The organism is Rhodoferax ferrireducens (genome assembly GCF_031458075.1).
GTDB lineage: Bacteria > Pseudomonadota > Gammaproteobacteria > Burkholderiales > Burkholderiaceae_C > Rhodoferax_B > Rhodoferax_B ferrireducens_A.
The window spans coordinates 1,665,732-1,688,986 of the sequence record NZ_JAVDXT010000001.1 but is presented as its reverse complement, the minus strand read 5'-3'; the positions used below and the strand labels follow the sequence as shown (position 1 = coordinate 1,688,986).

Annotated in this window: 22 protein-coding genes; 10 read left to right on the top strand and 12 right to left on the bottom strand. The window is 56.7% G+C overall.

The window, feature by feature from the left end:
• Nucleotides 1-16: 16 nt before the first annotated feature.
• From J2X19_RS07835 to J2X19_RS07825, 3 genes are read right to left on the bottom strand one after another with little or no spacing between them, the layout of a single operon-like run.
• Nucleotides 17-973: a glycosyltransferase family 2 protein gene (locus J2X19_RS07835; protein WP_310372170.1), complete on the bottom strand. Its 957-nt coding sequence runs from the start codon at nucleotides 971-973 to the stop codon at nucleotides 17-19.
• A gap of 8 nt (nucleotides 974-981) precedes the next feature.
• The gene (locus tag J2X19_RS07830) at nucleotides 982-2,418 is read right to left on the bottom strand and encodes an O-antigen ligase family protein (RefSeq protein ID WP_310372168.1); all 1,437 of its coding nucleotides are present in this window, start codon (nucleotides 2,416-2,418) and stop codon (nucleotides 982-984) included.
• Nucleotides 2,411-3,913 carry a lipopolysaccharide biosynthesis protein gene (locus J2X19_RS07825; RefSeq protein WP_310372166.1) on the bottom strand — a complete coding sequence of 501 codons (1,503 nt, stop codon included), beginning with the start codon at nucleotides 3,911-3,913 and terminating at the stop codon, nucleotides 2,411-2,413. Before J2X19_RS07825 ends, J2X19_RS07830 begins: the two co-directional genes overlap by 8 nt.
• Nucleotides 3,914-4,158: 245 nt before the next feature.
• Between J2X19_RS07825 and J2X19_RS07820 the strand changes: the two genes are divergently transcribed.
• The 5 genes from J2X19_RS07820 to J2X19_RS07800 all read left to right on the top strand — a co-directional run bounded on the left by J2X19_RS07820 (nucleotide 4,159) and on the right by J2X19_RS07800 (nucleotide 9,905).
• Entirely contained in the window at nucleotides 4,159-5,229 is a 1,071-nt protein-coding gene (locus J2X19_RS07820) for a glycoside hydrolase family 5 protein (protein WP_310372164.1), read from the top strand.
• Between the two features lie 5 nt (nucleotides 5,230-5,234).
• Nucleotides 5,235-6,296, top strand: a complete 1,062-nt coding sequence (locus tag J2X19_RS07815) for an acyltransferase family protein (protein WP_310372162.1) — start codon at nucleotides 5,235-5,237, stop codon at nucleotides 6,294-6,296.
• Complete coding sequence (locus J2X19_RS07810) at nucleotides 6,287-7,324, top strand: acyltransferase family protein (protein WP_310372159.1); 1,038 nt, start codon at nucleotides 6,287-6,289, stop codon at nucleotides 7,322-7,324. Before J2X19_RS07815 ends, J2X19_RS07810 begins: the two co-directional genes overlap by 10 nt.
• A 31-nt stretch (nucleotides 7,325-7,355) precedes the next feature.
• A complete protein-coding gene (locus J2X19_RS07805; RefSeq protein WP_310372157.1) occupies nucleotides 7,356-8,678 on the top strand; it encodes a UDP-glucose dehydrogenase family protein in 1,323 nt (440 codons plus the stop codon).
• A gap of 135 nt (nucleotides 8,679-8,813) precedes the next feature.
• On the top strand, nucleotides 8,814-9,905 hold the full coding sequence (locus J2X19_RS07800; protein ID WP_310372156.1) for a nucleotidyltransferase family protein: 1,092 nt from the start codon (nucleotides 8,814-8,816) through the stop codon (nucleotides 9,903-9,905).
• A gap of 237 nt (nucleotides 9,906-10,142) precedes the next feature.
• Here the strand turns inward: J2X19_RS07800 and J2X19_RS07795 are convergent, their stop codons facing one another.
• The 4 genes from J2X19_RS07795 to J2X19_RS07780 all read right to left on the bottom strand — a co-directional run bounded on the left by J2X19_RS07795 (nucleotide 10,143) and on the right by J2X19_RS07780 (nucleotide 13,721).
• Entirely contained in the window at nucleotides 10,143-11,276 is a 1,134-nt protein-coding gene (locus J2X19_RS07795) for a branched-chain amino acid ABC transporter substrate-binding protein (protein WP_310372154.1), read from the bottom strand.
• 157 nt (nucleotides 11,277-11,433) lie between these two features.
• A complete protein-coding gene (locus J2X19_RS07790; protein WP_310372152.1) occupies nucleotides 11,434-11,751 on the bottom strand; it encodes a hypothetical protein in 318 nt (105 codons plus the stop codon).
• Complete coding sequence (locus J2X19_RS07785) at nucleotides 11,751-12,185, bottom strand: DNA polymerase III subunit chi (protein WP_310372150.1); 435 nt, start codon at nucleotides 12,183-12,185, stop codon at nucleotides 11,751-11,753. The genes J2X19_RS07790 and J2X19_RS07785 overlap by 1 nt, the downstream gene beginning before the upstream one ends.
• Nucleotides 12,186-12,200: 15 nt before the next feature.
• Nucleotides 12,201-13,721: a leucyl aminopeptidase gene (locus J2X19_RS07780; RefSeq protein ID WP_310372148.1), complete on the bottom strand. Its 1,521-nt coding sequence runs from the start codon at nucleotides 13,719-13,721 to the stop codon at nucleotides 12,201-12,203.
• A 122-nt stretch (nucleotides 13,722-13,843) separates the two neighbouring features.
• Between J2X19_RS07780 and lptF the strand changes: the two genes are divergently transcribed.
• Genes lptF through J2X19_RS07755 form a run of 5 tightly spaced genes read left to right on the top strand, consistent with a single transcriptional unit; the run spans nucleotide 13,844 to nucleotide 18,578 of the window.
• Nucleotides 13,844-14,950 (top strand): LPS export ABC transporter permease LptF, encoded by a 1,107-nt coding sequence (lptF, locus tag J2X19_RS07775; RefSeq protein ID WP_310372146.1) that lies wholly within the window; start codon nucleotides 13,844-13,846, stop codon nucleotides 14,948-14,950.
• Nucleotides 14,947-16,053: an LPS export ABC transporter permease LptG gene (lptG, locus tag J2X19_RS07770; protein ID WP_116608064.1), complete on the top strand. Its 1,107-nt coding sequence runs from the start codon at nucleotides 14,947-14,949 to the stop codon at nucleotides 16,051-16,053. Before lptF ends, lptG begins: the two co-directional genes overlap by 4 nt.
• A 9-nt stretch (nucleotides 16,054-16,062) precedes the next feature.
• Nucleotides 16,063-16,431: a sirohydrochlorin chelatase gene (locus J2X19_RS07765; protein ID WP_310372144.1), complete on the top strand. Its 369-nt coding sequence runs from the start codon at nucleotides 16,063-16,065 to the stop codon at nucleotides 16,429-16,431.
• Between the two features lie 46 nt (nucleotides 16,432-16,477).
• Nucleotides 16,478-17,419 (top strand): CysB family HTH-type transcriptional regulator, encoded by a 942-nt coding sequence (locus J2X19_RS07760; RefSeq protein WP_116608066.1) that lies wholly within the window; start codon nucleotides 16,478-16,480, stop codon nucleotides 17,417-17,419.
• Between the two features lies 1 nt (nucleotide 17,420).
• A complete protein-coding gene (locus tag J2X19_RS07755) occupies nucleotides 17,421-18,578 on the top strand; it encodes a pyridoxal phosphate-dependent aminotransferase (RefSeq protein WP_310372140.1) in 1,158 nt (385 codons plus the stop codon).
• 47 nt (nucleotides 18,579-18,625) lie between these two features.
• Here J2X19_RS07755 and J2X19_RS07750 read toward each other — a convergent pair whose 3' ends face one another.
• From J2X19_RS07750 to J2X19_RS07730, 5 genes are all read right to left on the bottom strand, one after another.
• Nucleotides 18,626-19,369 (bottom strand): acetoacetate decarboxylase, encoded by a 744-nt coding sequence (locus tag J2X19_RS07750; protein WP_310372138.1) that lies wholly within the window; start codon nucleotides 19,367-19,369, stop codon nucleotides 18,626-18,628.
• Between the two features lie 13 nt (nucleotides 19,370-19,382).
• The gene (locus J2X19_RS07745) at nucleotides 19,383-20,153 is read right to left on the bottom strand and encodes a 3-hydroxybutyrate dehydrogenase (protein ID WP_116608069.1); all 771 of its coding nucleotides are present in this window, start codon (nucleotides 20,151-20,153) and stop codon (nucleotides 19,383-19,385) included.
• Nucleotides 20,154-20,271: 118 nt separating this feature from the next.
• Nucleotides 20,272-21,348 carry a 3'-5' exonuclease gene (locus J2X19_RS07740; protein WP_310372135.1) on the bottom strand — a complete coding sequence of 359 codons (1,077 nt, stop codon included), beginning with the start codon at nucleotides 21,346-21,348 and terminating at the stop codon, nucleotides 20,272-20,274.
• A 107-nt stretch (nucleotides 21,349-21,455) separates the two neighbouring features.
• A complete protein-coding gene (locus J2X19_RS07735) occupies nucleotides 21,456-22,127 on the bottom strand; it encodes a methyl-accepting chemotaxis protein (RefSeq protein ID WP_310372133.1) in 672 nt (223 codons plus the stop codon).
• A gap of 87 nt (nucleotides 22,128-22,214) precedes the next feature.
• Nucleotides 22,215-23,201, bottom strand: coding sequence for an aldo/keto reductase (locus J2X19_RS07730; protein ID WP_310372131.1), 987 nt, complete (start codon nucleotides 23,199-23,201; stop codon nucleotides 22,215-22,217).
• Between the last annotated feature and the right edge of the window lie 54 nt (nucleotides 23,202-23,255).

Below are 23,255 nucleotides of genomic sequence, written 5' to 3'. Positions count from 1 at the left end.
TACTTTGTCCGCAAGATTATTTGGCTTCAGTGCGAAAATTTCGCCAATGATCCCATCGTCTAATAATGAAAGATGGCATTACCAGTGCCATAAAAACTGTCAAGCACCAGCGCGGAGTTGCCCAAGCCTGCCGTGCCTCCCATAGCCGCCGAACCCCTTCAAATCTACTACCTGAAATCAGAGCCTCCCTAGCAAGCGTTATTTTTTGGTGAACGACTAATTTAAGAGCGCTTCTACGTTGGATGTGTGGCATTTCGCCAGATAGCGCGCGCCGCTGCATGCGCAGCAAAAATGGGGCCAGAACACGCACCGCATGCTGGCTTGTGAGACTACCTGCAATGTCCGTTCGATACGCAACCAAAGCAACGGGGGTATGAGCGATAGTTGTACGTTCACCAATCCGGAACCAAAGATCTAAATCCTCACCCTGGTTTTCGCCCACAGGAAAACATGGTTGCATATTTGCAAGGAGTGAACGTCGTACGGCCACAGAAGATGTGAAAAATGGTATTCCAAGCGCCCAACGCATTGGAAGATCTTCAATTAATTCAATCGTTGCATTTTCGTTAATTTCTGGCCAAGGCAACGGCGACCAAACAGAAGCATCAGGCACCCGTCTTAATGCCGTTGAAACCATGTCAGCAGTCGAATACGAATTAATCGCCCTCTCAAGAATTCTCAAATGATTTGGATGCCACCAATCATCTGCATCCAAAAAGGCAATCCATTCTCCTTTGGCTTCTGAAATACCAAGGTTGCGTGCAGCAGAAACTCCTGCATTCTTTTGCTGAATAAGTCGGATGCGTCCGTCATTGCGAGCTATGAATTCAACAACTTTTGAACCATCATCCGTAGAGCCATCATCAACCACCAAAATTTCAAAGTCAGTAAAGGTTTGTGCAAGCACAGACTGCAATGTCAAGCCAACGCAAGCCTGCTTGTTATATAAAGGTATGAGAACGCTAAATTTCATGATTTTTATCAACCGACGGCTGCCAGTGCGCTATCGTGTGGAGTAGTTATCGTCCGATCTTTCTTGTTAATACGAAAAGCACCCACCAAAACAATCAATAACAAAAGGTGTACCGCAAATTCCAAGCCATAGCTATAAAGGGCGAATGGCACTTCACTAACACCACGTAAGACAATCACCAATAACAGGGCAACACTTAGGCCTCCAGTTACTTTTGCGGTACGTAAACACAGCACTAACAAAATCAAAACATATATAACGAGTGCCGTTGCCCCAACGAGGCCCGCCCGGCTCAAATCATCTACAAACTGATTGTGCGCGTGGGTAGCATTCAGTAAACCAATGCTTTGTCGAAACTCCAGCGAGAAAAGCGTAGGTCCATATCCAAATATGGGGCTATTTCGCCACTCCGACAAAGCGATCGCCCATATTTCTTCTCGACCATTTAGTGTCAGGAGCTTGGCCCCATCATCAGTATCGAAAAATCTAATAATTTTGCTACCCAGCTCTCCAAAAACCATGGTGTACGCAACTAAAAGAACACCTGCCATAGCAGCTAATACCAATATAATTCCAATAGCTGGACGTTCTGAATCAAATAGCTTTTTTCGCACTATTGCTCCCTGCCTCAAAAGCAACATTACCATAGCGCTAACGGCAAATGATACCCATGCGGTTTTTGACTGAGCCACGAATAGCACGCCAAGACATAGCACCCAAGCAAGCTTATTAAGTAAACTATGCTTAAAAGGTTTGTCCCACAAACAAAACATGGCCACTTGCGCAATAAATCCGAGTTGCAAGGCATGGGGGGCCAACCCTGCCATCCGTGGCACTCCGGGAAGGTAGCCTTGCGCGTACCCGGTTTCTAGAACCAAGCCAGTATTAATGGGAATAGCTAACACGCCCGCCGCAATAAACAACAGCAACGCATTACGTGCAACCTGGACCGCAAGTATGCTTTCAGTCTTGGTAGCCAACAAACCAGCACAAGCAAAAAGCAAAGGATATAGATATTCGTGGCTTACTCTAGGATAGCGCCCCAATAGTGCTGGCGACGCAACTACCCCCATCCAGTACATAACAAAGATGGGAAGCAATACTGTCATCTTGGCAGTAGCCTTCGCATTAAACACAGCCGTAGCCACGCGCTCAGCTGCTGCTAACAGTAGCAGCACAGAAACAACGCGCGTCTCCCAAGTGGCCCATGCTGCAATCTTGGGCCCATCAGTCGTGACCGAAAGCCAATTTGCCACTGACAAATCCCGACCACTTGCAATAGTTTGGGCCGCGACTGTAAGAAAAATACCGTAAAAACAATAGTGAAACCAACCAACCTCACGCTGGCGCGTAATCTGGGTTACTCCCACCACAGCCAAATATGCCACAAAGGGTATTGCCACCGCGCCCAAGCCTGCAGCGCCGTAAAACAAAATTTCAAACATGCGACTTCTCCGTCGCATCTGTAGCCACCGCCAAGTAGCGCCTGAGTTGAGGGACGAAGCGAACAACCATAGCGGATGCATGCTCCCCCAGCAATGCGGGGCGCCACCAGAGACCTACGAACGCCAGTAACAAGGCCAGCAAGCTACTGCACAGCAAATTTACCAAAGGCATACCAAAGCGAGCCACGCTAACGTGGGCAGCCTCCACGCCCAACAGCACGAGTAGGCTCAAAAACATTCCTCGGGCTATATGTGGCAACAAATTGCTAAATCGCAGTTCTAATGCTTTAAACGCGGAAATACACACCGCGAACATGCGCAGAAACAAAATGACGGAAGCAACTGCAGCAGCCCACTGCACACCCCATTGCATGCACCATATCAAGGCAGCAACCCCGAGCAGCAACACAGGCAACTGCAACATCGCTTCATGGTGCTTGCGCCCGGTGTTCCAAAGCACAGGGGTCGTCAAACCCCATGCTACATAAGCAGGCATACCCAAAAACAAAATAGCCAACACCTTGGCCGTGTCCGCCCACTGGGTTCCATACAAGAACTGAATCAAGTCGGCTGAAATGGTGGCCAAAAACACAAACATCGGTAGCGCCAAGACCCATACCGTTGCGACCATTTGCAGGTATGCGCGTCCCAGACGCTGCGGGTCTGCTTGCATGCGCGAAGCAGCAGACATGAAAGCCGGCTGCAGTGCGCCTAACAACAATGTGTTGGGCATGATTGCCAAGTTGTAGCCTGCGGTATAGAGACCAACCGCGTGCACATTAAGCATACGGCCAATAATTACGCGGTCTGCATTGTTGAGACACCAATTCACGATATTGGTCGCAAAGACCTGGCCACTCGTCCCCATTGCTTTACCGCTACCGCTGAAATGAAACAGAGGGCGAACCGGATGCGGGCGCAACACATACATTGCGACAAACGCTGTGCCGACTTGCACAAGCCATGCTGCCACCAAAGCGTTCACCCCCATTCCCGCCAGGGCCATAGGAATCCCCACGAGTACATAGCCGCAGGCGTAGCTCCCCACCTGGACCATCCCCACCGCCTTGAAATTGAGATCACGTTGCAGCAGGTTGCTTGCCGGGGACGTAGCCGCACTTAGCAAGCACGCCAGAGAAAGCCACTGGATGACTGGCAGCACCCGGGGTTCCTTAAAGTACATAGATAGAGTAGGCGCAAGCAAAAACAGCACCACCATGGCGGTAGCGCCAGCCACGACCTGCCAAGTGAATGCAAAACGGATGTCTTCATCCGTGAGGTCTTGCTTGTGCAGCAGGTTCCAACCAAAGCCAAAGTTCGCCAGAAAGTTGGAAAGCGTCAAAACCACCATCCCGATACCGAAAATACCGTAGTTTTCGGGGCCCAAAATACGGGCCAAAACCACCTGGGCACCCAGCTGCAGCACAAAGCGCGCTACTGTGGAAACAGCACTCCATTTGACGGCACGTACACCTACTTTGGCCAGCCCACTCACAGGACTCCGCCCCGCCAGACGGGGGTAGCGCCATTGAATGCCACAACCAATGCATGAAAAGATGTCATAAAAGGATTAGATGGGTTGGCTGACGAGAGCACACCCACCACTGTTTTGATCTGTGAATTTTGATACTTGTTGCGGTGCAGCATAATCTGATGATACAACGAACACCATGCACATCAGATTTCATACTCAGACCGATATAAGCACGTGCAATTTGCAGACAATTTAGTGAAAAACCGATGAACATTCATAAATTCTTAGCACTGTTTCTTATTTTTACATTTGGATTCGCAGGCGCGCAGATAAGCGCAGCAAATAACGGACCACTTACCGGAAAACAAAGCTGCCACGCCGTTAGCACGGAGACATGTGAAATAGCGAATGCGCTGGGCCGCGGCATCAACATGGGAAACATGTTAGAAGCCCCACGCGAAGGAGACTGGGGCATCCGCCTGGACCCGGCTTTCATACCCATTGCCACAGAGAAATTCAAAACGCTGCGGATACCAGTGCGCTGGACTAACCATGCAGCCGCTACTGTCGATGCCACCATAGACGAGTTTTTTGCAAAACGGGTAGACAAAGCTATTGACCAAGCCCTGGGCGCCGACGCTTATGTCATAGTGAACCAGCACCACTACAGCCAATTGTTTGGCGACAAGTTGCAACCAAATGAATTTGCGGTAGACCCCAGCGTAATAGAGCAGCGATTTATAAACATATGGCAGCAGCTGGCCAATCGATACAAAGACCGCTCTCCTAGACTGGTGTTTGAATTGCTCAACGAGCCCCACGGCACGCTAACTGCCGAGGCATGGAACATGCTTGCATCCAAAGCATTGGCTGTGATTCGCCAAGTAGATAGAAAGCGCACCGTGATGATCGGGCCGACATACTGGAACCACCCAAAGGATTTAGAAAAACTGAAACTGCCAGACGATAAAAATATTATCGTTGCCATACATACCTACGACCCCTTCAATTTCACGCACCAAGGGATATCCTACATGCCGCAATTTCCCAAAGGCGCTCGATGCTGCGATGAAAAGCAAATTAGAATGATGGAAGCTAGCATTGAAACTGCAGTAAAGTGGAGCAAAACAAACGGCTACCCTTTACATCTAGGTGAATTCGGAAGCCATCAAGCGGCAGCAATGGAATCACGCGAAGATTACACAAGAATCATGCGCAATATTTCAGAAAAAAATGGAATTGGATGGACTTACTGGGAGTTTGGCTGGCTATTTGGAGTATACGACCCTTCAAAATCAGCATGGATAGAGCCGATTAGAAGAGCTTTGCTAGATTGAATAAAATGCAGCGAAGCAATCAAGTTGATGTCCTCAAAGGAATCGGTATTGCATTAGTGGTTCTCGGACACAATTGGGTTACCTTGCAAGAAAAAGGCGCAATATTTCGATTAATATATTCTTTTCACATGCCTTTATTTTTCGTAATATCTGGGATTTTCATAAAAGAAAAAGAAAACTTACGTTTTTTTATATTAAACAAAGCAAGCGCCATTTTAAAACCATACTTTTTTATAAGTTTTTCCATAGGCCTTGTGTACCTATTTAGTTCAAATCCTTTAACAATACAAGGTTGGCTTGGAATACTTTATGCTGAAGGGCAAAGTCTCACTCTAGACTGGATGTGGTTTCTTCCATCACTATTCATCTCAAGTGTTACTGCTTTTCTATTAATTAAAAAATTAATATTAAAATCTAATACACAAATTTTATGGCCGGCATGGTGCTTCTTTTCGCTCATCATTGGCCTTCAAGTAAATCAATATATTTCAACAATGGCAATCGGCGAGATAAGCTTACGGGAAGGTCACGTATCCATATTACTCGGCTGGCCTTTTAGTATTGATCTGCTGCCCATCACCACTTGCTGCATTCTTTCAGGATATTTTCTTTCACAAAAAATAATCAACCATCAAAATTCCCTGGGCAAAATATCTATTGCATTATTTTTGTTTTTGACAATTTATTGGCTCACCAGCCCCTCGCTTGACTTAAATGAACGAATAATTAAAAACCCTACAGCAGCCACAATGCAAGCAATATGTGGAATCTACTTGATGGTATGTACAGCCACCATGCTCGTTAAAATTAAATTTTTAAGAGTTATTTTTTTACACCTCGGCGAAGCAAGTATTTTCATCTACATTTTTCACTTCCCCATCCAAGCAACAATTACATTTAAAATTCTAAAAATTTACCCAAACCATCCATTTCTAGGTTTTATCTTTGGATTTTTAATAGGAGTTATTTTCCCAATATTAATATATAAAGTAGTTAAAAAATCGAGATTTTTTTCAGCTTTTTTACTACCTACAAAATTTCAAAGACTACCCTGTCCATGCACATGATTCGAGATCAAAGAATAGATTTTTTAAGGTTCATTGGCTTGTCAATGATTATATTGGCACATGTAGGAACACCTTCCTATTTATTTCAACTCAGAAATTTCGATGTTCCATTGATGGTACTGGTTTCCGGTATGTCTTTTTCCTTGTCATTTAAAACTGAAAGTAATAACAAAGAAAACTACTCAGCATACTTTTGGAAGCGATTTAAACGCCTAGTTTTACCGGTTTGGATATTTCTTACATTTTTATTTTTAACAATGTACTGCACAGGATACCCAACCAAACTACCCGACATTCAAACCATAGAATCCAGCTATTTATTAATTTATGGAATTGGCTATGTTTGGATAATTCGAGTATTTTTACTAGTTGCATTGATAGCACCTTTCTTAATGAAAGCAAACCTTAAATTTAAACGCCAATGGGTTTTCTATGCATTTTTAGCACTCACGTATATTGCATATGAAATTATTTATCGTATAGCCACCCCATACTTATCAACGATAGAAGGACAATTTTTTGAAAACACCTTCCTTTATTTAATTCCATTCGGAGTGATTTTTGCCTTTGGCTTAAAAATTCAATCATTACCAAAAAAAACAATAATAAAATTATCGGTTATATTTTTGTTAATTTTTTCCACTCTTGCAACATTTAATTATTTTTCACAAGGAAAAGCAATTCAAACACAGCAATTCAAATATCCTCCGACACTATATTACCTCTCTTACGCAATTGGTATCTCCCTGGTTTTATGGTTAACGTCTGGATATTTTTTAAATTGGATTGAAAAGCTTGGCGCTTCTGACATCATGTCTTTCATTGCTAAAAATAGCATTTGGATTTATTTATGGCACATACCATTCATAGAAATAATACAACTTCCTTTTTATATAAAATATATTTTTGTTTATGGAATCGCTCTATTGCTTGCATTCATTCAGATTTTCATCGTCACAAAATTGGTGGCACCAAAAATTCAAAAAATTCAATTGCGTAAAAACTTCATCCAAGTCCTGACGGGCTAAACATTTTTTTCGATTTTAAGAAGGGATATTTGTGAAAATTACAGTGATCGGAACCGGTTATGTTGGCCTCGTATCAGGCACTTGCCTAGCAGAAGTCGGCAACGACGTGCTATGCCTGGACCTAGACCCAGCCAAAATCAAAATTCTGGAAGACGGTGGCATCCCCATCTTTGAACCTGGCCTGCAAGAAATGGTGCGCCGCAACGTAGCCGCCGGGCGCTTGCACTTCACCACCGATGTGGAAAAAGCCGCGCACTTTGGCACGGTGCAGTTCATTGCAGTGGGTACGCCGCCAGATGAAGATGGTTCGGCCGACATGAAGTACGTCACCGCCGCTGCACGCAACATCGGTAAGTACATGACCGACTACAAGGTCATCGTCGATAAAAGCACGGTGCCGGTGGGCACGGCAGATGCAGTGAAGGCGGCGGTGGCCGAAGAGCTGAAGAAGCGCGGCGTGGACACGCCTTTCAGCGTGGTGTCCAACCCCGAGTTTTTGAAGGAAGGCGCTGCCATCGACGACTTCATGAAGCCCGACCGGATTGTGGTGGGCTGCGACGACGAACAGGCGGCGCTGAACATGCGTGCCCTGTACGCCCCCTTCCAGCGCAACCACGACCGCCTGATCGTGATGGACGTGCGCAGCGCCGAGCTGACCAAGTACGCGGCCAATGCCATGCTGGCAACCCGCATCAGCTTCATGAACGAACTGGCCAATCTGGCCGAGAAGCTGGGCGCCGATATTGAACAGGTACGCAAGGGTATTGGCAGCGACCCCCGTATTGGCTACGACTTCTTGTACGCTGGCGCGGGCTACGGTGGATCGTGCTTCCCCAAGGACGTGAAGGCGCTGATCAAGACCGCGGCCACAGACGCAGGCATCGACATGAAGGTACTGAATGCCGTAGAGGCCGCCAACGATGCGCAAAAACACGTGCTGGGTGCCAAGGTGAAGGCACGCTTTGGTGGCGACCTGGCTGGCAAGCACTTCGCGTTGTGGGGCTTGGCGTTCAAGGCCAATACCGATGACATGCGCGAAGCCACCAGCCGCGAGGTCATCAAAGACCTGCTAGATGCGGGTGCCACCGTTACGGCTTATGACCCGGTTGCAATTGCAGAGGCCAAGCACTGCTTCCCCAATGAGCCCCGCATTACCTATGCCGACAGCCAAAGCGCTGCACTGGATAACGCCGATGCCTTGGTGATCGTGACCGAATGGAAGGAGTTCCGCAGCCCCGACTTCAACTCGCTCAAAGCCAAGCTGAAGCACCCCTTGATTTTTGATGGCCGCAATATGTACGACCCCAAACTGGTTCGCGCGATGGGCATCGAATACCTGGCAATCGGGCGCTGAACGGCATGTTCTCCTACTGCATTTGGGGGAGAACATTCATCAAAATCGAGGGTTTGACCCTGTACGCTAAGGCATGATTGCCTAGCAAAACCGGTAACGTTTATAAATTGAAGGAATAGATCAATGGCTAAGGGAATGATTTTGGCAGCCGGCCAAGGGACGCGCGTTCGCCCCCTGACCAAGAACATGCCTAAACCAATGGTGCCCATCTTGGGCAAGCCGGTGATGGAGTACCTAATCGAGCATTTGGCCAACTACGGCATCAAAGAGATCATGGTGAATGTGGCCTACAACCACTACAAGATTGAACAGTACTTCGGCGATGGTCACCGCTGGGGTGTGCAAATTGGTTACGCCTACGAAGGTGTGCGCGAACATGGCGACGTGATCCCCAAGCCGTTTGGTTCGGCCGGTGGCATGCGGCGCATCCAGGACTTCAGCGGTTTCTTTGACGAGCCTACCCTGGTGCTGTGCGGCGATGCACTGATCGACCTGGACATTGGCGCGGCGCTGCACGAGCACAAGGCCAAGGGTGCGATTGCCAGCGTGGTGACGCTGGATGTGCCGCGTTCGGAAGTCTCCAACTACGGCATCGTGGTGGCCAATGCCGAAGGGCAAATCCAGTCCTTCCAGGAGAAGCCCTCGCCCGAAGAGGCGCAATCCACGCTAGCCAGCACGGGTATCTACATCTTCGAGCCCGAGGTGATAGAGATGATCCCGGCCGGCAAGATTTACGACATTGGCTCCGAACTGTTTCCGCAGCTGGTGGCCGAAAAGCTGCCGTTCTATGCGCAGAAACGCTTCTTCAACTGGATCGACATTGGCCGCGTAAGCGACTACTGGGCGGTGCTGCAGCGCGTACTGCGCGGCGAAGTGGCGCAGATGAATATTCCGGGCCGCGAAGTCAAGCCAGGCATCTGGGTCGGGCTCAACACCTCGGTGGCCTGGGACCAGTGCAACATCCAGGGGCCGGTGTACATCGGCTCCAGCGTCAAGATTGAACCCGGTGCGACCATCATCGGCCCCTGCTGGATTGGCCACGGCAGCCATATTCGCTCAGGCGCCAAGGTGACGCGCAGCATCTTGTTTGAATACACCCGCATTGCGGCCGACATGCATTTCAACGAGATGATCGTGTCGCCCAACTACTGCGTGGACCGCGCCGGCGAAACCCTGTACCGCGGCGATGAAACCGCCCAGCTGCGTTGGGGCGACGCACGCGCATAACCTGGCTCACCCCCTAGGCTGCGTCCCCCCTTGCAGCGGGCGATACCTGTGGACTGGCAAAGCCAGATCCACGGTATCTCTCTGGAAGGGGTGTTTCTCTGCACGATATATGCTTTTTAGACCTCTAGCGCTTATAAAGCTTGCGGCAGCAGCTATCCAATATGTAGCGCCTTGGCATGCCATTCAGACATAAAAAAAGCCACCTCGCGGTGGCTTTTTTGTGGGTGCTGGAACCGATTAGTTCAGCGCGGTCTTCTTGCCGTCTTTGTAGACAGACAGGGTGATCGCTGGGTTCTTCAGTTCGCCATTGGCTTCGAAGCCGATGGTGGTGGTCACGCCCTTGTAGTTGGTCTTGATGATCTCTGGGGTGTAAACCTTGGGATCGGTGGAGTTGGCACGCTTCATGGCGTCAACCAACACCATGGTGGCGTCGTAGGTGTAAGGGCTGTAGATCTGGAACTGGCCAGGGAACTTGGCGTCGTAACGCTTCTTCCAGGCTTCGCCGCCAGGCATCTTGGCCAGGGATGCGCCGCCTTCGGCACACACCACGTTGTCCAGGGTCTTGGCGCCAGCAGCCAGCTTGGCCACTTCGTTGGTGCACAGGCCGTCACCACCGAAGTACTTGACGTTGGTCATGCCCAGTTGTTCCATCTGGCGCAGCATGGGGCCAGCTTGGGGGTCCATACCGCCGAAGAAAATGGCGTCAGGTGCTTTGGACTTGATGGAGGTCAGGATGGCCATGAAGTCGGTGGCTTTGTCGGTGGTGAACTGTTCGTCAACAACCGCCATGCCCTTGGCCAAGGCCGTCTTCTTGAACACTTCAGCCACGCCTTGGCCGTAAGCGGTACGGTCGTCGATGATGGCGACTTTCTTCAGCTTCAGCGCGTCGATGGCGTAGAAGGCCAGTCCGGCACCCAAGGAGTTGTCGTTGGCGATGATGCGGTAGGTGGTCTTGTAGCCGGGCTTGGTCAGGTTGGGGTTGGTTGCCGCGCCGGTGATGTGGGGGATACCGCAGTCGTTATAGACCTTGGATGCGGGGATGGTGGTGCCGGAGTTCAAATGGCCCACAACGCCGTTGACCTTGGCATCGCACAGTTTTTGTGCAGCAGCCGTGCCTTGCTTTGGATCCGCTGCGTCGTCTTCTGCCACCAGTTCGAACTTGATCTTTTTGCCACCGATGACGATGTTCTGGGTATTCAAGTCCTCAACGGCCATGCGGGCGCCATTTTCGTTGTCTTTACCGTAGTGGGCTTGGCCACCAGACATGGGGGCGACGTGGCCGATCTTGACGACCTGCACGTCCTGGGCTGCAGCCATGCCAGCAACAGCTGCAACGGCGGCAGCGACAGTCAGTTTCAACTTCATTTGCATAAAAACTCCGATAGTGGACAAACTAGAGAACAAATAACTCTGTGAATCAAATAACTTCACGAGCGGCACGATAGCGCAATTTTTGGGCCTGAAACATAGGGAAGATGCCGAGGCTTGAACTGATGCAGCATTAATTCAACTTATGCAGGCTTTTTGGCTAAGGTGTCTGGCGTGTCGCCAGCTCATCGGCCACCGCATCGGACACCGATTGGCGCACCACGAACTCAATTTCCTCGCGCAAGCGCGGCACCATGGATTGCGTCTGCTGCAGCACCATGGCGGCCACCGCCTCGCGCAAACGCCGCTCCAGCGACAGGTCCACGCGCTGCATCACGCGGTGGATGATTTGGTCTTCCAGGGCCTCCTGGGCCAGGGCGAGCGGAGCCGTCGCCGAGGTGACAGGCACCACATTGGACTGCACCACTTCGGTGAGTGTGGGCACATAGCGCGGCGGCTGGCGGGGCGGATTCGACATCAGCTGGGCTCCTTCAATTCAAGATCCTTGCGCTGCACCGCGTAGCCCCGGCTGGCGTAATGCTTCCAGCGCTGGCGGGCCAGCGCGCGGTCGTCTTCGTCCAGCGTCACCACCTCGATCAGCCGCTCGAAACGCTCAAAGCCTGCTGGCACCGCATCGCCCAGTTGCAACAGAACCTGCTGGTGCGGCGCTTCCAGCACCGACTCCAGCAACAGCACGGGCGAAGCAGCCAGCACCGTAGCATCGTCGGTGGCCAGGCTGTGGGCTACAAAGTCGGCGGCCGAGAAGGACCACAGCGCGGCATCCAGCTGCTGCAACATATCGGCCGACCCGGTGACCACCACCCGAGCGCCCTGCCGGCTGGCTTTGCGCAGCAAGCGGCAGGCGTAGCTGATCTTGTCCAGCGCATTGAAATGGAAGGCAACTTCGGTCATGCAGCGCAGTCGGGCTTACTTGGCCACGGTCTTGCGCGGCGCTGCCGGCTTGCGCTTTGCTACCGTTTTAGTAGCTGCCTGCGCAGGTACTAAGGGCGCTGCAGCCTGTGCAAGCACATAGTCGAGCAACAGGCCGACGGGCCGGCCGGTTGCGCCCTTAGCCGCCCCGCTCTTCCAGGCCGTGCCGGCAATGTCCAGATGCGCCCAAGGCATTTTGGCGGTGAAACGCTGCAAGAACTTGGCAGCGGTGATGGCACCACCCGCACGGCCCGCCACGTTGGCCATGTCGGCAAAGTTGGACTTCAGGCCTTCGCCATACTCGTCGTCCAGCGGCAGGCGCCAGCAGGGGTCGAGAGCCGATTCGCCCGCGGCCTGCAGGGCTGCAGCCAACGCGTCGTCCGCGGAGAACATCCCGCTGCGCACGCCGCCCAGCGCAACCACGCAGGCACCGGTCAGGGTGGCGATGTCGATGATGGCGCGCGGCTTGAAGCGCTCGGCGTAGGTCAGAGCATCGCACAGCACCAGCCGGCCTTCGGCATCGGTGTTGAGGTTTTCAATCGTCTGGCCGCTCATGCTGGTGACCACATCGCCCGGCTTCACCGCGCCGCCATCGGGCATGTTTTCGCAGGCCGGGATCAGGCCGACCACATTGATGGCGGGCTTCAGGTCGGCCAGCGCACGGAACACGCCGAGCACGCTGGCGGCGCCGCACATGTCGAACTTCATCTCGTCCATTTCGGCCGAGGGCTTGATGGAGATGCCCCCGGTGTCAAAGGTAATGCCCTTGCCGACCAGCACGGTGGGCGCCATGGTTTTGGCGGCACCGTTGTAGCGCAGCACGATGAAGCGCAGCGGCTCCTTGGAGCCCTGCGCTACCGACATGAACGAGCCCATGCCCAGCTGCGCAACTTCCTTCGGGCCCAGCACTTCGCAGGCCAGCTTGGGGAAACGCGCGAGTGCTTTGGCTGCGGTGCCCAGCATGGTGGGCGTGGCGTGGTTGGCCGGGCGGTTCGCCCATTCCTTGGCCAGCTCCACACCGGCGACCGTGGCGGTCCCCAGGGCCAGCTCCGCCTTGGCGGCGGCTGCATCGGGCGCGCACAGCCAGACCTGGGCCAGCTTGCGGCCTTCTGGCTTGGATTTGGTGGTGGTGTAGACATAGGTGCCTTCGGCGACCGTCTGGACCACGGTGCGCACGGCTTTTTGCGCAGCGGCACCGGCAAAACTGATCAGCAATTTATGCACAGTCGGGGCTTTGACGACGGCGACTGCGGCGGCCACCGCCTGGCGTACCTGGCGCGCCGAACCGTCGCCGGCACCCACCAGCACCAGCCGCGTGGCCGCGGCGGCGGTAGCGCGGTACATTTGCAGCAGCTTGCCGGGCTTGGTTTCCAGGTCACCGCTTTTGCGGGCCTGGACAATCAGCTGAGACAATGCATCTTTGCCCGGCGTAAAAGCCTCGGACACCAACACAATCAAGGCATCACACTTCTCAGTGGCACAGCCCGCCAGGTCCAGAGACTTCAGTTCAAAGTTCATAATTCAATTCTTGTAAGACTTGCACCGCTATCGCATGCAGAGCCAAAGGCCCTGCATGCGGGCGCTGCGCAAGTCGTGTTTAAGTTCGGCCCACTGCTGCGGCCTTGTGTGTGTAAGCAACAATGTTATTCCATTCTTCTATTCGCAAAGAGCTGGCGCGCGGCTTCGGCGCCACGCTGGTGGCGCTGATCACCATCGTGATGACCATGATGCTGATCCGCACCCTGGGCCAGGCCGCCAAAGGCTCGGTCAATCCGTCCGAGGTAATGATGGTGCTGGGCTATACCGTCCTCGGCTACTTGCCCACCATCCTGACCCTCAGCCTGTTTGTCGCCACGGTGAGCACCTTGTCGCGCATGTACAGCGACAGCGAAATGGTGATCTGGTTCGCCAGCGGCTACGGGCTGACGGGCCTGCTGCGGCCGCTGCTGCGCTTTGCCTGGCCGATTCTGCTGGCGGTAGCGGCGTTTGCGTTGGTGGTATGGCCCTGGGCCAACCAGCAGATCCAGGGCATGAAAGACCGCTACGAACAGCGTGGCGATCTGGAGCGCATTGCGCCCGGCCAGTTCCAGGAGTCGGCCAACGGCAACCGGGTGTTTTTTATCGACAAGGATTCGCCGGACAAGCGCAGCGGCAACAACGTGTTCATCTCCTCGGTCGACCATGGCCGCGAGACCGTGACATCGGCCCGCAGCGCCAAGATCGACGATGTGGGCAACCAGCGCTTTTTGATTTTGAACAACGGCCAGCGGCTGGAGTCCACCATCGGCCAGCCCGACCTGAAGATCAGCCAGTTCCAAGAGTACGGCACCCGCGTCAGCTCCAACGTACTGGACAGCACCGACACCACGCCCTCGCGGGCCCGGTCCAGCCTGGATCTGGTGCGCGACCCCAGCCCCATCAACCAGGGCGAGCTGGCCTGGCGCCTGAGCCTGGCGCTGGCGGCACTCAACTTTGTGGTGATTGCGCTGGCGGTGTCGGGCGGTAACCCGCGCTCGGGGCGCAGCGGCAACATCCTGTTTGCGCTGTTCGCCTTCGTGGTCTATTTCAACCTGCTGAACCTGGGGCAAAGCTGGATCGCCAATGGCTCCGTGCCGTTTGGCGGTTTCCTGCTGGGCCTGCACGGCGGGGTGTTCCTGCTGGCCATGGGCTGGCTGTTGGCGCGCCACAACCACTGGTCCTGGCGCAACCTGCTGCCCAAGCCCACCGCGCAGGACACCCAAGCATGAGAACCATACGCCAACTGCTGTACAAAGAAATCCTGGCCGCCGTCGCGTTTGTCACGCTAGGCTTTCTGGCGCTGTTTTTCTTCTTCGACTTTGTGGACGAGCTACGCTGGGTCGGCAAGACCGGCGAAAACGGCTACCAGCTGACGCATGCGCTGATGGTGGTCGGGCTGATGGTGCCCAGCCATCTGTACGAGCTGCTGCCCATCACCGTGCTGATTGGCACCATCTTCGTGATGGCCCGGCTGGCGCAAAGCTCGGAGTTCACCATTCTGCGCACCAGCGGCCTCGGCCCTTGGCGGGCGCTGCACACCTTGCTCACGCTGGGCGCGGTGTTTGTGGTGGCCACCTTCAGCATCGGCGACTACCTGGCGCCACTGACCGACCGCACAGCCCAGCTGATCAAGGCCCGCTACCAGGGCAATATCACCATCGGGCAAACCGGTGCCTGGCTGAAGGAAAAGCAAAACAACCGCTCGTTTGCCGCCAACGTCAGCGCCCTCACCTCCGATGGCCGCATGCAGGGCATACGGATTTTTGAGTTTGACAACAACGGCCTGCTGGTGTCGCTGATGCACGCCGAGAAGGCCGAATTTGCCAGCGGCGGCGCCTGGGCCATGACCACGGTGGAGCGCAGCGACTTCCACACCCAGGCGGCCGACAGCGCCAGCGTCGAGCGCTCCAAGCTGCCCAGCTTCCGTTGGCCGACCGAGATCACCGCCGAGATGGTGTCCACCGCCCTGCTCAAACCCGACCGCATGGGTACGCTGGACCTGTTCCAGTACATACGCCACCTGAACACCAACGGCCAGTCGGCCCAGCGCTACGAGATCGAGTTCTGGCGCAAGGTGTTCTATCCCTTGAGCTGCCTGGTGATGGTGGTGCTGGCCCTGCCGTTCGCCTACCTGCACTTTCGCGCTGGCGGCATCACCACCTATGTGTTTGGCGGCGTCATGGCCGGCATCAGCTTCTTCCTGCTGAACAACGTGTTCGGCTACATCGGCAACCTGCAGAACTGGCAGCCCTGGCTGACGGCGGCGGCGCCGGGGATGATCTATTCCATGCTCTCGCTGGCGGCCTTTGGCTGGCTGGTACTACGACGGTAATTCACCCTGATGCAACAACGCGGAATCATCTTGTTTGCCCACGGCTCGCGCGACCCGCTATGGCGCCTGCCGATGGAGGCCGTAGCCGCCCAGGTGGCGGCCACCGACCCGCAGGTGCAGGTGCTGTGCGCCTACCTGGAGCTGACCCAGCCCGACCTCCCCAGCGCGGCCCGGCAACTGGTGGAGCAAGGGGCGCAGCAGCTCACCGTCGTGCCGCTGTTCCTGGGCGTAGGCAAGCATGTACGCGAGGATCTGCCGCAGCTGATGGACGGGCTGCGCCAAGCCCACCCGGGCGTTGAAATCGTGCTGCAGCCGTCCGTGGGCGAAAACCCAGAACTCGTGGCTTTGCTGGCCCGCATCGCACTGGCCGAGGTTTAATAGACATTTAAGGCATAATGAATTTCACAATACGCTGAAATTCGATATGAACCTACACCAGTTCCGCTTTGTCCAGGAAGCCGCCCGGCGCAACCTGAACCTCACCGAAGCCGCCAAGGCGCTGCACACCTCGCAACCCGGCGTGTCCAAGGCCATCATCGAGCTGGAAGAAGAACTGGGCGTAGAAATCTTCGCCCGCCACGGCAAGCGGCTGAAGCGCATCACCGAGCCCGGCCAGCACGTGCTGCGCAGCATCGAAGTCATCATGCGCGAAGTCGGCAACCTCAAGCGCATAGGCGAACAGTTCAGCGCGCAAGACAGCGGCACCCTGTCGATCGCCACCACCCATACCCAGGCGCGCTACGTTCTGCCAGTGCCGGTAGCCAAGCTGCGCGAGGCCTATCCCAAGGTCAACGTCAGCCTGCACCAGGGCGCACCCGACCAGGTGGCCCGCATGCTGATCGACGAAGTGGCCGAGATCGGCATCGCCACCGAATCGCTGTCCAATTACACCGAACTGGTCACCCTGCCCTGTTACGAGTGGCAGCACGTAATCGTCTTCCCGGCCAACCATCCGCTCGCAAAGAAAGAGCGCCTCACGCTGGAGGATATTGCGCAGGAGCCGATCATCACCTACCACCCGTCGTTCACCGGCCGGACCAAGATCGACCAGGCTTTTGCCTCGCGCAAGCTGGTGCCGCGCATCGCGCTGGAAGCCATCGACTCGGACGTGATCAAGACCTATGTGCGCCTGGGCCTGGGCATTGGCATCGTGGCCGAAATGGCGGTGCGCGACGACGTGAATTCCGACCTGGTGGTGCGACCCGGTGGCATTCTGTTCGGCGTCAACGTCGCCCGCGTGGCCTTCAAGCGCAGCGCCTATCTGCGCAATTTCGTCTTCAAGTTTGCCGAGCTGCTAAGCGACCGGCTGGATAGGAATTTGGTGGCTCAGGCCATGTCTGGACACGTCAACGATTACGAGCTTTGATATGCATCCACGTACCCCCCACATCGAGACCAAGCTGCCCGCTGTCGGCACCACCATCTTCACCGTGATGTCGGCGCTGGCCGTCGAGCACAACGCGGTGAATCTGGGCCAGGGCTTTCCAGACTTCAACTGCGACCCGGCGCTGGTGCAGGCCGTCACTGACGCCATGCAGCAAGGCCTGAACCAATACCCGCCCATGCCCGGCATTCCGGCGCTGCGCGAAGCGGTCGCTACAAAAATAAAAGCACTTCACGCCCGTGAATACAGCGCCAACACCGAAATAACCATTACGGCAGGCGCCACCCAAGGCATCATCACCGCCATCCTGGCCGTGGTGCGCCCGGGCGACGAGGTCATCGTGCTGGAACCCTGCTACGACAGCTATGTGCCGAATATCGAACTGGCCGGCGGCACCGTGGTGCGCGTGCCGCTGACGCCGCACACCTTCCGCCCCGACTTCGACAAGATCGCCGCGGCCATCACGCCAAAAACCCGCGCCATCCTGATCAACTCGCCGCACAACCCCAGCGCCACCATCTGGTCGCGCGAGGACATGCTGCAGCTGCAGGAGCTGCTGGCGCCCACCGAGGTACTGCTGATCAGCGACGAGGTCTACGAGCACATGGTGTTCGACGGCCGCCAGCATGAGAGCGCGGCCCGCTACCCCGGCCTGGCCGCGCGCGCCTTTATCGTCAGCAGCTTTGGCAAGACCTTCCACGTGACCGGCTGGAAAGTCGGCACCGTGGTCGCGCCCGCGCCGCTGATGGCCGAGTTCCGCAAGGTGCACCAGTTCAATGTGTTCACCGTCAACACCCCCGTGCAGCACGGCCTGGCCAAGTACCTGGCCGACCCAACGCCGTACCTGGAGTTGCCGGCGTTCTACCAGCGCAAGCGCGACCTGTTTAGAGAAGGTTTGAAGCAGACCAAGTTCAAGCTGCTGCCCAGCGAGGGCAGCTACTTCCAGTGCGTGGATATTTCGGAAGTGAGCGAGCTGAGCGAGTCCGACTTCTGCCAGTGGCTGACCAAGGAAATCGGCGTGGCAGCGATTCCGCTGTCGGCCTTCTATGGCAACGGCTTCGACCAGCGCGTGGTGCGCTTCTGCTTCGCCAAGAAGGACGAAACCCTGCAGGCCGCGCTAGCCCGCCTGGCCAAGCTATAACTACAAATAAGATAGCTACCAGCGCAGGTAGTACCTGCGCCAGCGGCCTATTTGGCTTCTAGATAATCAAACACCACCTCACCCATTCCCAGGGTCAGGTCGGCGATGAAGTGTGAGGCTGAAATCACCTCCAGCACCGGTAGTTTGGCCACGTCCACCGTCACATGCTGGAACAGCTCCAACGCGGCCGGGCCGGTCCAGGCGCCTTTGACCTGCACGTCCTCGAGACGGTAGCGCACCAACTCCAGGATGCGCGGCGTGCCGTCCACGTGGGGAATGATCTTCAGCAGGTAGCTGGGCTCGACCAGGGCCTTGTGCACTGCAGCGCTGTCGGCCACCTTGTGCTTGTAGCCCATGGTGCCGACCGCGCAACGCAGGCTGCCGCAGTCCAGCGTGCCGACGATCACCTCGCCCTCGTGGCTGATCTTGGGGCAGGCCAGCTTCTTGGGGAAGCCCCAGAGCTCACGGCCGCCGGCGATGGGCGCATCGTCGTCCAGGTACATGGAATGCACATAGCCGCCGGGCTGGCCCTCGTAGGTGACCGGAATCACCTGACCCGACTCGGTGTAGTCGCCAAAGCCGGTGGAGTCCGGCATGCGGATGAACTCGTACTTGACGATGTTGTCGGCCACCAGCAGCGGCTCCGGCACCACGGCGCGCAAGGCATCCGGGTCGGTGCGGTAGCTGATGACGATGTATTCGCGGTTGTAGAAGCGGTACGGTGGGCGTGGAAACGAGGGGTTGGTCAACGGCATGGCGAATGCCGTTGCACGCACTTTGGCGATATCCATGGCGGGCCCGGGTTTACTGTGCCGTCCAGCCGCCATCGTTGGCCCAGGCCACGCCGCGCACGTTGTCGGCCGCAGGCGAGCAGAAGAAAACGGCCAGGCCACCCAGTTGCTCGGGGGTGGTGAACTGCAGCGAAGGCTCTTTCTCACCCAGCAGTTCCTTGGTGGCCTGCGCCACGCTGATGCCTTCTTTGGCCGAGCGGTCATCGATCTGCTTTTGCACCAGCGGGGTCAGCACCCAGCCTGGGCAGATGGCGTTGACGGTGATGCCGGTGGTGGCGGTTTCCAGCGCCACTACCTTGGTCATGCCCACAATGCCGTGCTTGGCCGCCACATAGGCCACTTTCTGGGCCGAGCCGACCAGGCCGTGGGCCGAGGCGACGCTGATCACGCGGCCCCAGTTCTTGGCGCGCATTCCGGGGATCACCAGGCGCGTGGCGTGGAAGGCGGCGCTGAGGTTGATGGCAATGATGGAGTCCCACTTCTCGATGGGGAACTCTTCGATAGGCGCCACGTACTGGATGCCTGCGTTATTCACCAGAATATCCACCCCGCCGAACTCGGTGTTCGCGTAGTCGATCATGGTGGCGATCTCGGCGGGCTTGCTCATGTCCGCACCGCTGTAACCGACTTTGACCCCTAGCGCCTCGACCTCGGCCTTGGGGCCGGCATGGTCGCCAAAACCATTCAGGATGATGTTCGCGCCCTGCTTGGCCAGCTCCAGCGCAATGCCCAAACCAATGCCGCTGGTAGAGCCGGTGACGAGTGCAGTTTTTCCGTTCAGCATAAGAGAAGTCCTGTAGTTGAGAGAAAGGGAGGTGAAGAAACTATAGTCTTTTGCCATCCGCCGGGCTGTAGGCGCCCGCCGCCTTTGCAATACTTCGCATGCAGCGTGTCAGGCGCGGTTATCCCAGCTGGCGCCAACCCAGCACGCCAGCCCGGCTGGAATAGCGCACCTGGGCGTCCAGCGCCTCCACCTGCACGCGGGCTGCACGGCCGCGGTACACCTGGGCTGCCAGCCAGTCGCATTCGGCCTGCAGTGCGGCTTCGTCGGCCAGCCGGGTATGCCATACCTTGTTGGCCGCATCCCAGCGGTAGCCACGGTCCTTCAGCAAGTCCTTGGCATCGAACGGGGCACCGATGGCCTGCAGCCGGTAGCGCGTGCCCCGGGCGGCTTCCAGCAGAGCGGCCAGGCCGGTCATGCCGGACTCGGGCAGCGGCGCCTGCAGCACGGCCAGCAAGGCGTGGCAGTCCATCTCGGCGCGGTGGGCGTCGTAGAACCAGCCCAGCTCCAAGGCCAGGGCCGACAACTTGGCCGACTCACGGCCTTGCTGCTTCCAGTCGATATCGGCAAACGAACAAGCCCAGGCCTTGGCGGCAAATGCAGGCAAACGGGCTTCGACAAACGGGCGGTCGAAACCGGCGTTGTGCGCCACCACCAGGTCCACGCCCTCCAGCAGCTCGGCGATGCGCGCCAGGTCCAGCTGCTGACCTTGCACCATGCTGTCGTCGATGCCGGTGATCTTGCGGGCGATCTCGGGAATCGGTTGGCCCGGGTCTTCCAACCCGTCGTAGACCTGCACCTCGCCGCAGGCCAGGCCGGTGGCGGTATCCACGTCGACGCGCAACAAGGCCAGTTCGATGATCTTGTCGCGGCTGTGCTCCAGGCCGGTGGTTTCGGTGTCCAGCACCAGCAGGCGCACCACGCCTTGTGCGGGCACAGCGCCGAACTGCAGCTGCGGTACCAGGCGGCGCAATACGCGGTAGTCGGGGTGGGCTTCGAGCTGCTGGGCCAGGGATTCGAACGCGGGCACTGGCGCAACGACAGGCGCTGGTGCTGGCTCTGGCAAGCGCTCCACCACCGGCGGCTTAGGCGGCGCAGGCAGCGGGCTCAGCTTGGCCGCAGTCTTGCGCGGCACTTTGGCCGGCAGCGCGGGCAGTTCCGGCAGGTCGTCAAATCCCAATCCCAGTTGCTGCATCATGCGCGCGCCACTCCAGCCGTGCGCGGCTTCAAATCTGTGTTCATGCCATCTCCCAATGAAGCGTCGATTGTCGGTGCAGATCGGCGCTTCTTCGGGAAATATGGCGCCTAGCTACGGCCCGCCAGCACGATGGCTTCGCGCGACAGGCCATCGATGCGGCCGGTGATGCCGGTCAGCACATTGGCCACCACCGCGAACTCCCGGCCGAACTGGCCGGCGCGGGCGGCGATCACCAAGGCGTTGAAGCTCACCACCTTGGCCTCGCGGGCCACGCTCTGGATGTCGCTGACGATGCCGGTCAGCTCGCGCATCATGCTGTCGGACTTGGTCTTGCTGATTTCGTCGAACACCGTGGTGGCCTTGTTCAAGGCCTCCAGCACCTGGTCGGTGTGCTCGACCAGTTCGGCCACGGCCGCCGCCTGGCGGTTGTCGCGCTGGGCGATGTATTCGAGTGCGGAGTGCACCATCTTGGTGAACAGCTGGATGGTCGCGCCCACGCCCTGCTCGCCGTGGTACACCGCGTCCACTTTGCGGGCACTGGGTGCGTCCATGGTCTTGGACACCTGCAACAGGGTTTGCTGGCTTTCGGCAAACAAGGCCAGTGAGCGTTGGGCGGCCTGCAGCTTGTCTTTGTCGCCCTGCGAGGCGAGCATGGTTTGCAAAATCATGCGCTGCGACAGCATGCGCTGGCGGGCTGCAAGGTTGACGGTGGAAATGCCTGCAGAAGCGGACGGCGTGCCGGTCACAGACCGGGAACTGGGGTAGGAGCTTGGTTGCATAGGGCCTTCCTTGATTTCGCTAAAGGGAAATTCCCTCGAGGTCAATGCAGCAAACCCTGTGCCATGCAGGCCTATCCGGCCCCACTTTCAGAACTCTTCGGTATCCACCTCGGACTGCGACTGGGCGTTGTAGCGCGCAGCGGTGATGGCACGCGGCTGCATCAGCGCATCCAGCCGGGCCAAGATCTCGGCCGGCAGCACCACGTCGGCGGCTTCCAGGTCTTCGTCCAGATGGCTGCGGCTGGTGGTGCCGGGGATGGGGATCACATGCTCACCCTGGTGCAGCAGCCAGGCCAGGGCCACCTGGGCCATGCTGCAGCCGGCATCGCGGGCGATGGCGCCCAGGCCATCCAGCAGGCGCAGGTTGGCGGCATAGCTTTCGGGGCTGAAGCGCGGCATGCCGCGGCGGATGTCCTTGGGGTCGAGCGTGGCCACATCGCGCAGCGTGCCGGTCAGGTAGCCGCGTGCCACCGGGCTGAAGGCAACAAAGGCCGTACCCAGCTCCTTGCAGGCCTGCAGCACGGCGATTTCAGGATTGCGGGTCCACAGCGAGTACTCAGTTTGCAGCGCGGTGATGGGATGCACTGCATGGGCTTTGCGCAGCGTGCTGGCCGACACCTCGGACAGGCCGATGGTCTGGATCTTGCCCTGGCGCACCAGGTCGGACAGCGCACCTACGCTGTCTTCAATGGGCACCGACTTGTCCCAGCGGTGCAGGTAGTACAGGTCGATGACGTCGGTGCGCAAGCGCTGCAAGGCCTCGTCGCAGGTGCGTTTGAGGGTGGCCGGGCGGCCGTCGATCACGCGCTTGCCGTCCACGCCGGTCATGCCGCATTTGCTGGCCAGGGTGAACTTGCGCCGGTGCTTGGACAGCACCTTGCCGACCAGCTCTTCGTTGGCGCCAAAGCCGTACAGCGCGGCGGTGTCGAACAGGGTCACGCCCCGGTCCAGCGCCCGCAGCAGCACGGACTCGCCCTGCTCTGCCGTGACCGGCGCGCCATAGGCGTGGCTGAGGTTCATGCAGCCCAGGCCGATGGCCGAAACGCTGAAGGGGCCGAGTTGTCGATTTTTCATAGTAAAAAGTCCTCCTGGCGCATATTAGACCAGCGCAAGCAGCTATCTATTTAA

What these genes read in the sequence shown, in the direction of transcription:
- J2X19_RS07780 (WP_310372148.1), bottom strand. Translation starts at nt 13,721, where the DNA reads ATGAACTTTGAACTGAAGTCTCTGGACCTGGCGGGCTGTGCCACTGAG.
- J2X19_RS07730 (WP_310372131.1), bottom strand. Translation starts at nt 23,201, where the DNA reads ATGAAAAATCGACAACTCGGCCCCTTCAGCGTTTCGGCCATCGGCCTG.
- J2X19_RS07740 (WP_310372135.1), bottom strand. Translation starts at nt 21,348, where the DNA reads ATGATGCAGCAACTGGGATTGGGATTTGACGACCTGCCGGAACTGCCC.
- J2X19_RS07755 (WP_310372140.1), top strand. Translation starts at nt 17,421, where the DNA reads ATGCATCCACGTACCCCCCACATCGAGACCAAGCTGCCCGCTGTCGGC.
- J2X19_RS07800 (WP_310372156.1), top strand. Translation starts at nt 8,814, where the DNA reads ATGATTTTGGCAGCCGGCCAAGGGACGCGCGTTCGCCCCCTGACCAAG.
- J2X19_RS07820 (WP_310372164.1), top strand. Translation starts at nt 4,159, where the DNA reads ATGAACATTCATAAATTCTTAGCACTGTTTCTTATTTTTACATTTGGA.
- J2X19_RS07785 (WP_310372150.1), bottom strand. Translation starts at nt 12,185, where the DNA reads ATGACCGAAGTTGCCTTCCATTTCAATGCGCTGGACAAGATCAGCTAC.
- J2X19_RS07765 (WP_310372144.1), top strand. Translation starts at nt 16,063, where the DNA reads ATGCAACAACGCGGAATCATCTTGTTTGCCCACGGCTCGCGCGACCCG.
- J2X19_RS07815 (WP_310372162.1), top strand. Translation starts at nt 5,235, where the DNA reads ATGCAGCGAAGCAATCAAGTTGATGTCCTCAAAGGAATCGGTATTGCA.
- J2X19_RS07810 (WP_310372159.1), top strand. Translation starts at nt 6,287, where the DNA reads ATGCACATGATTCGAGATCAAAGAATAGATTTTTTAAGGTTCATTGGC.
- lptG (WP_116608064.1), top strand. Translation starts at nt 14,947, where the DNA reads ATGAGAACCATACGCCAACTGCTGTACAAAGAAATCCTGGCCGCCGTC.
- J2X19_RS07760 (WP_116608066.1), top strand. Translation starts at nt 16,478, where the DNA reads ATGAACCTACACCAGTTCCGCTTTGTCCAGGAAGCCGCCCGGCGCAAC.
- J2X19_RS07790 (WP_310372152.1), bottom strand. Translation starts at nt 11,751, where the DNA reads ATGTCGAATCCGCCCCGCCAGCCGCCGCGCTATGTGCCCACACTCACC.
- J2X19_RS07735 (WP_310372133.1), bottom strand. Translation starts at nt 22,127, where the DNA reads ATGCAACCAAGCTCCTACCCCAGTTCCCGGTCTGTGACCGGCACGCCG.
- J2X19_RS07835 (WP_310372170.1), bottom strand. Translation starts at nt 973, where the DNA reads ATGAAATTTAGCGTTCTCATACCTTTATATAACAAGCAGGCTTGCGTT.
- J2X19_RS07750 (WP_310372138.1), bottom strand. Translation starts at nt 19,369, where the DNA reads ATGGATATCGCCAAAGTGCGTGCAACGGCATTCGCCATGCCGTTGACC.
- lptF (WP_310372146.1), top strand. Translation starts at nt 13,844, where the DNA reads ATGTTATTCCATTCTTCTATTCGCAAAGAGCTGGCGCGCGGCTTCGGC.
- J2X19_RS07745 (WP_116608069.1), bottom strand. Translation starts at nt 20,153, where the DNA reads ATGCTGAACGGAAAAACTGCACTCGTCACCGGCTCTACCAGCGGCATT.
- J2X19_RS07795 (WP_310372154.1), bottom strand. Translation starts at nt 11,276, where the DNA reads ATGCAAATGAAGTTGAAACTGACTGTCGCTGCCGCCGTTGCAGCTGTT.
- J2X19_RS07830 (WP_310372168.1), bottom strand. Translation starts at nt 2,418, where the DNA reads ATGTTTGAAATTTTGTTTTACGGCGCTGCAGGCTTGGGCGCGGTGGCA.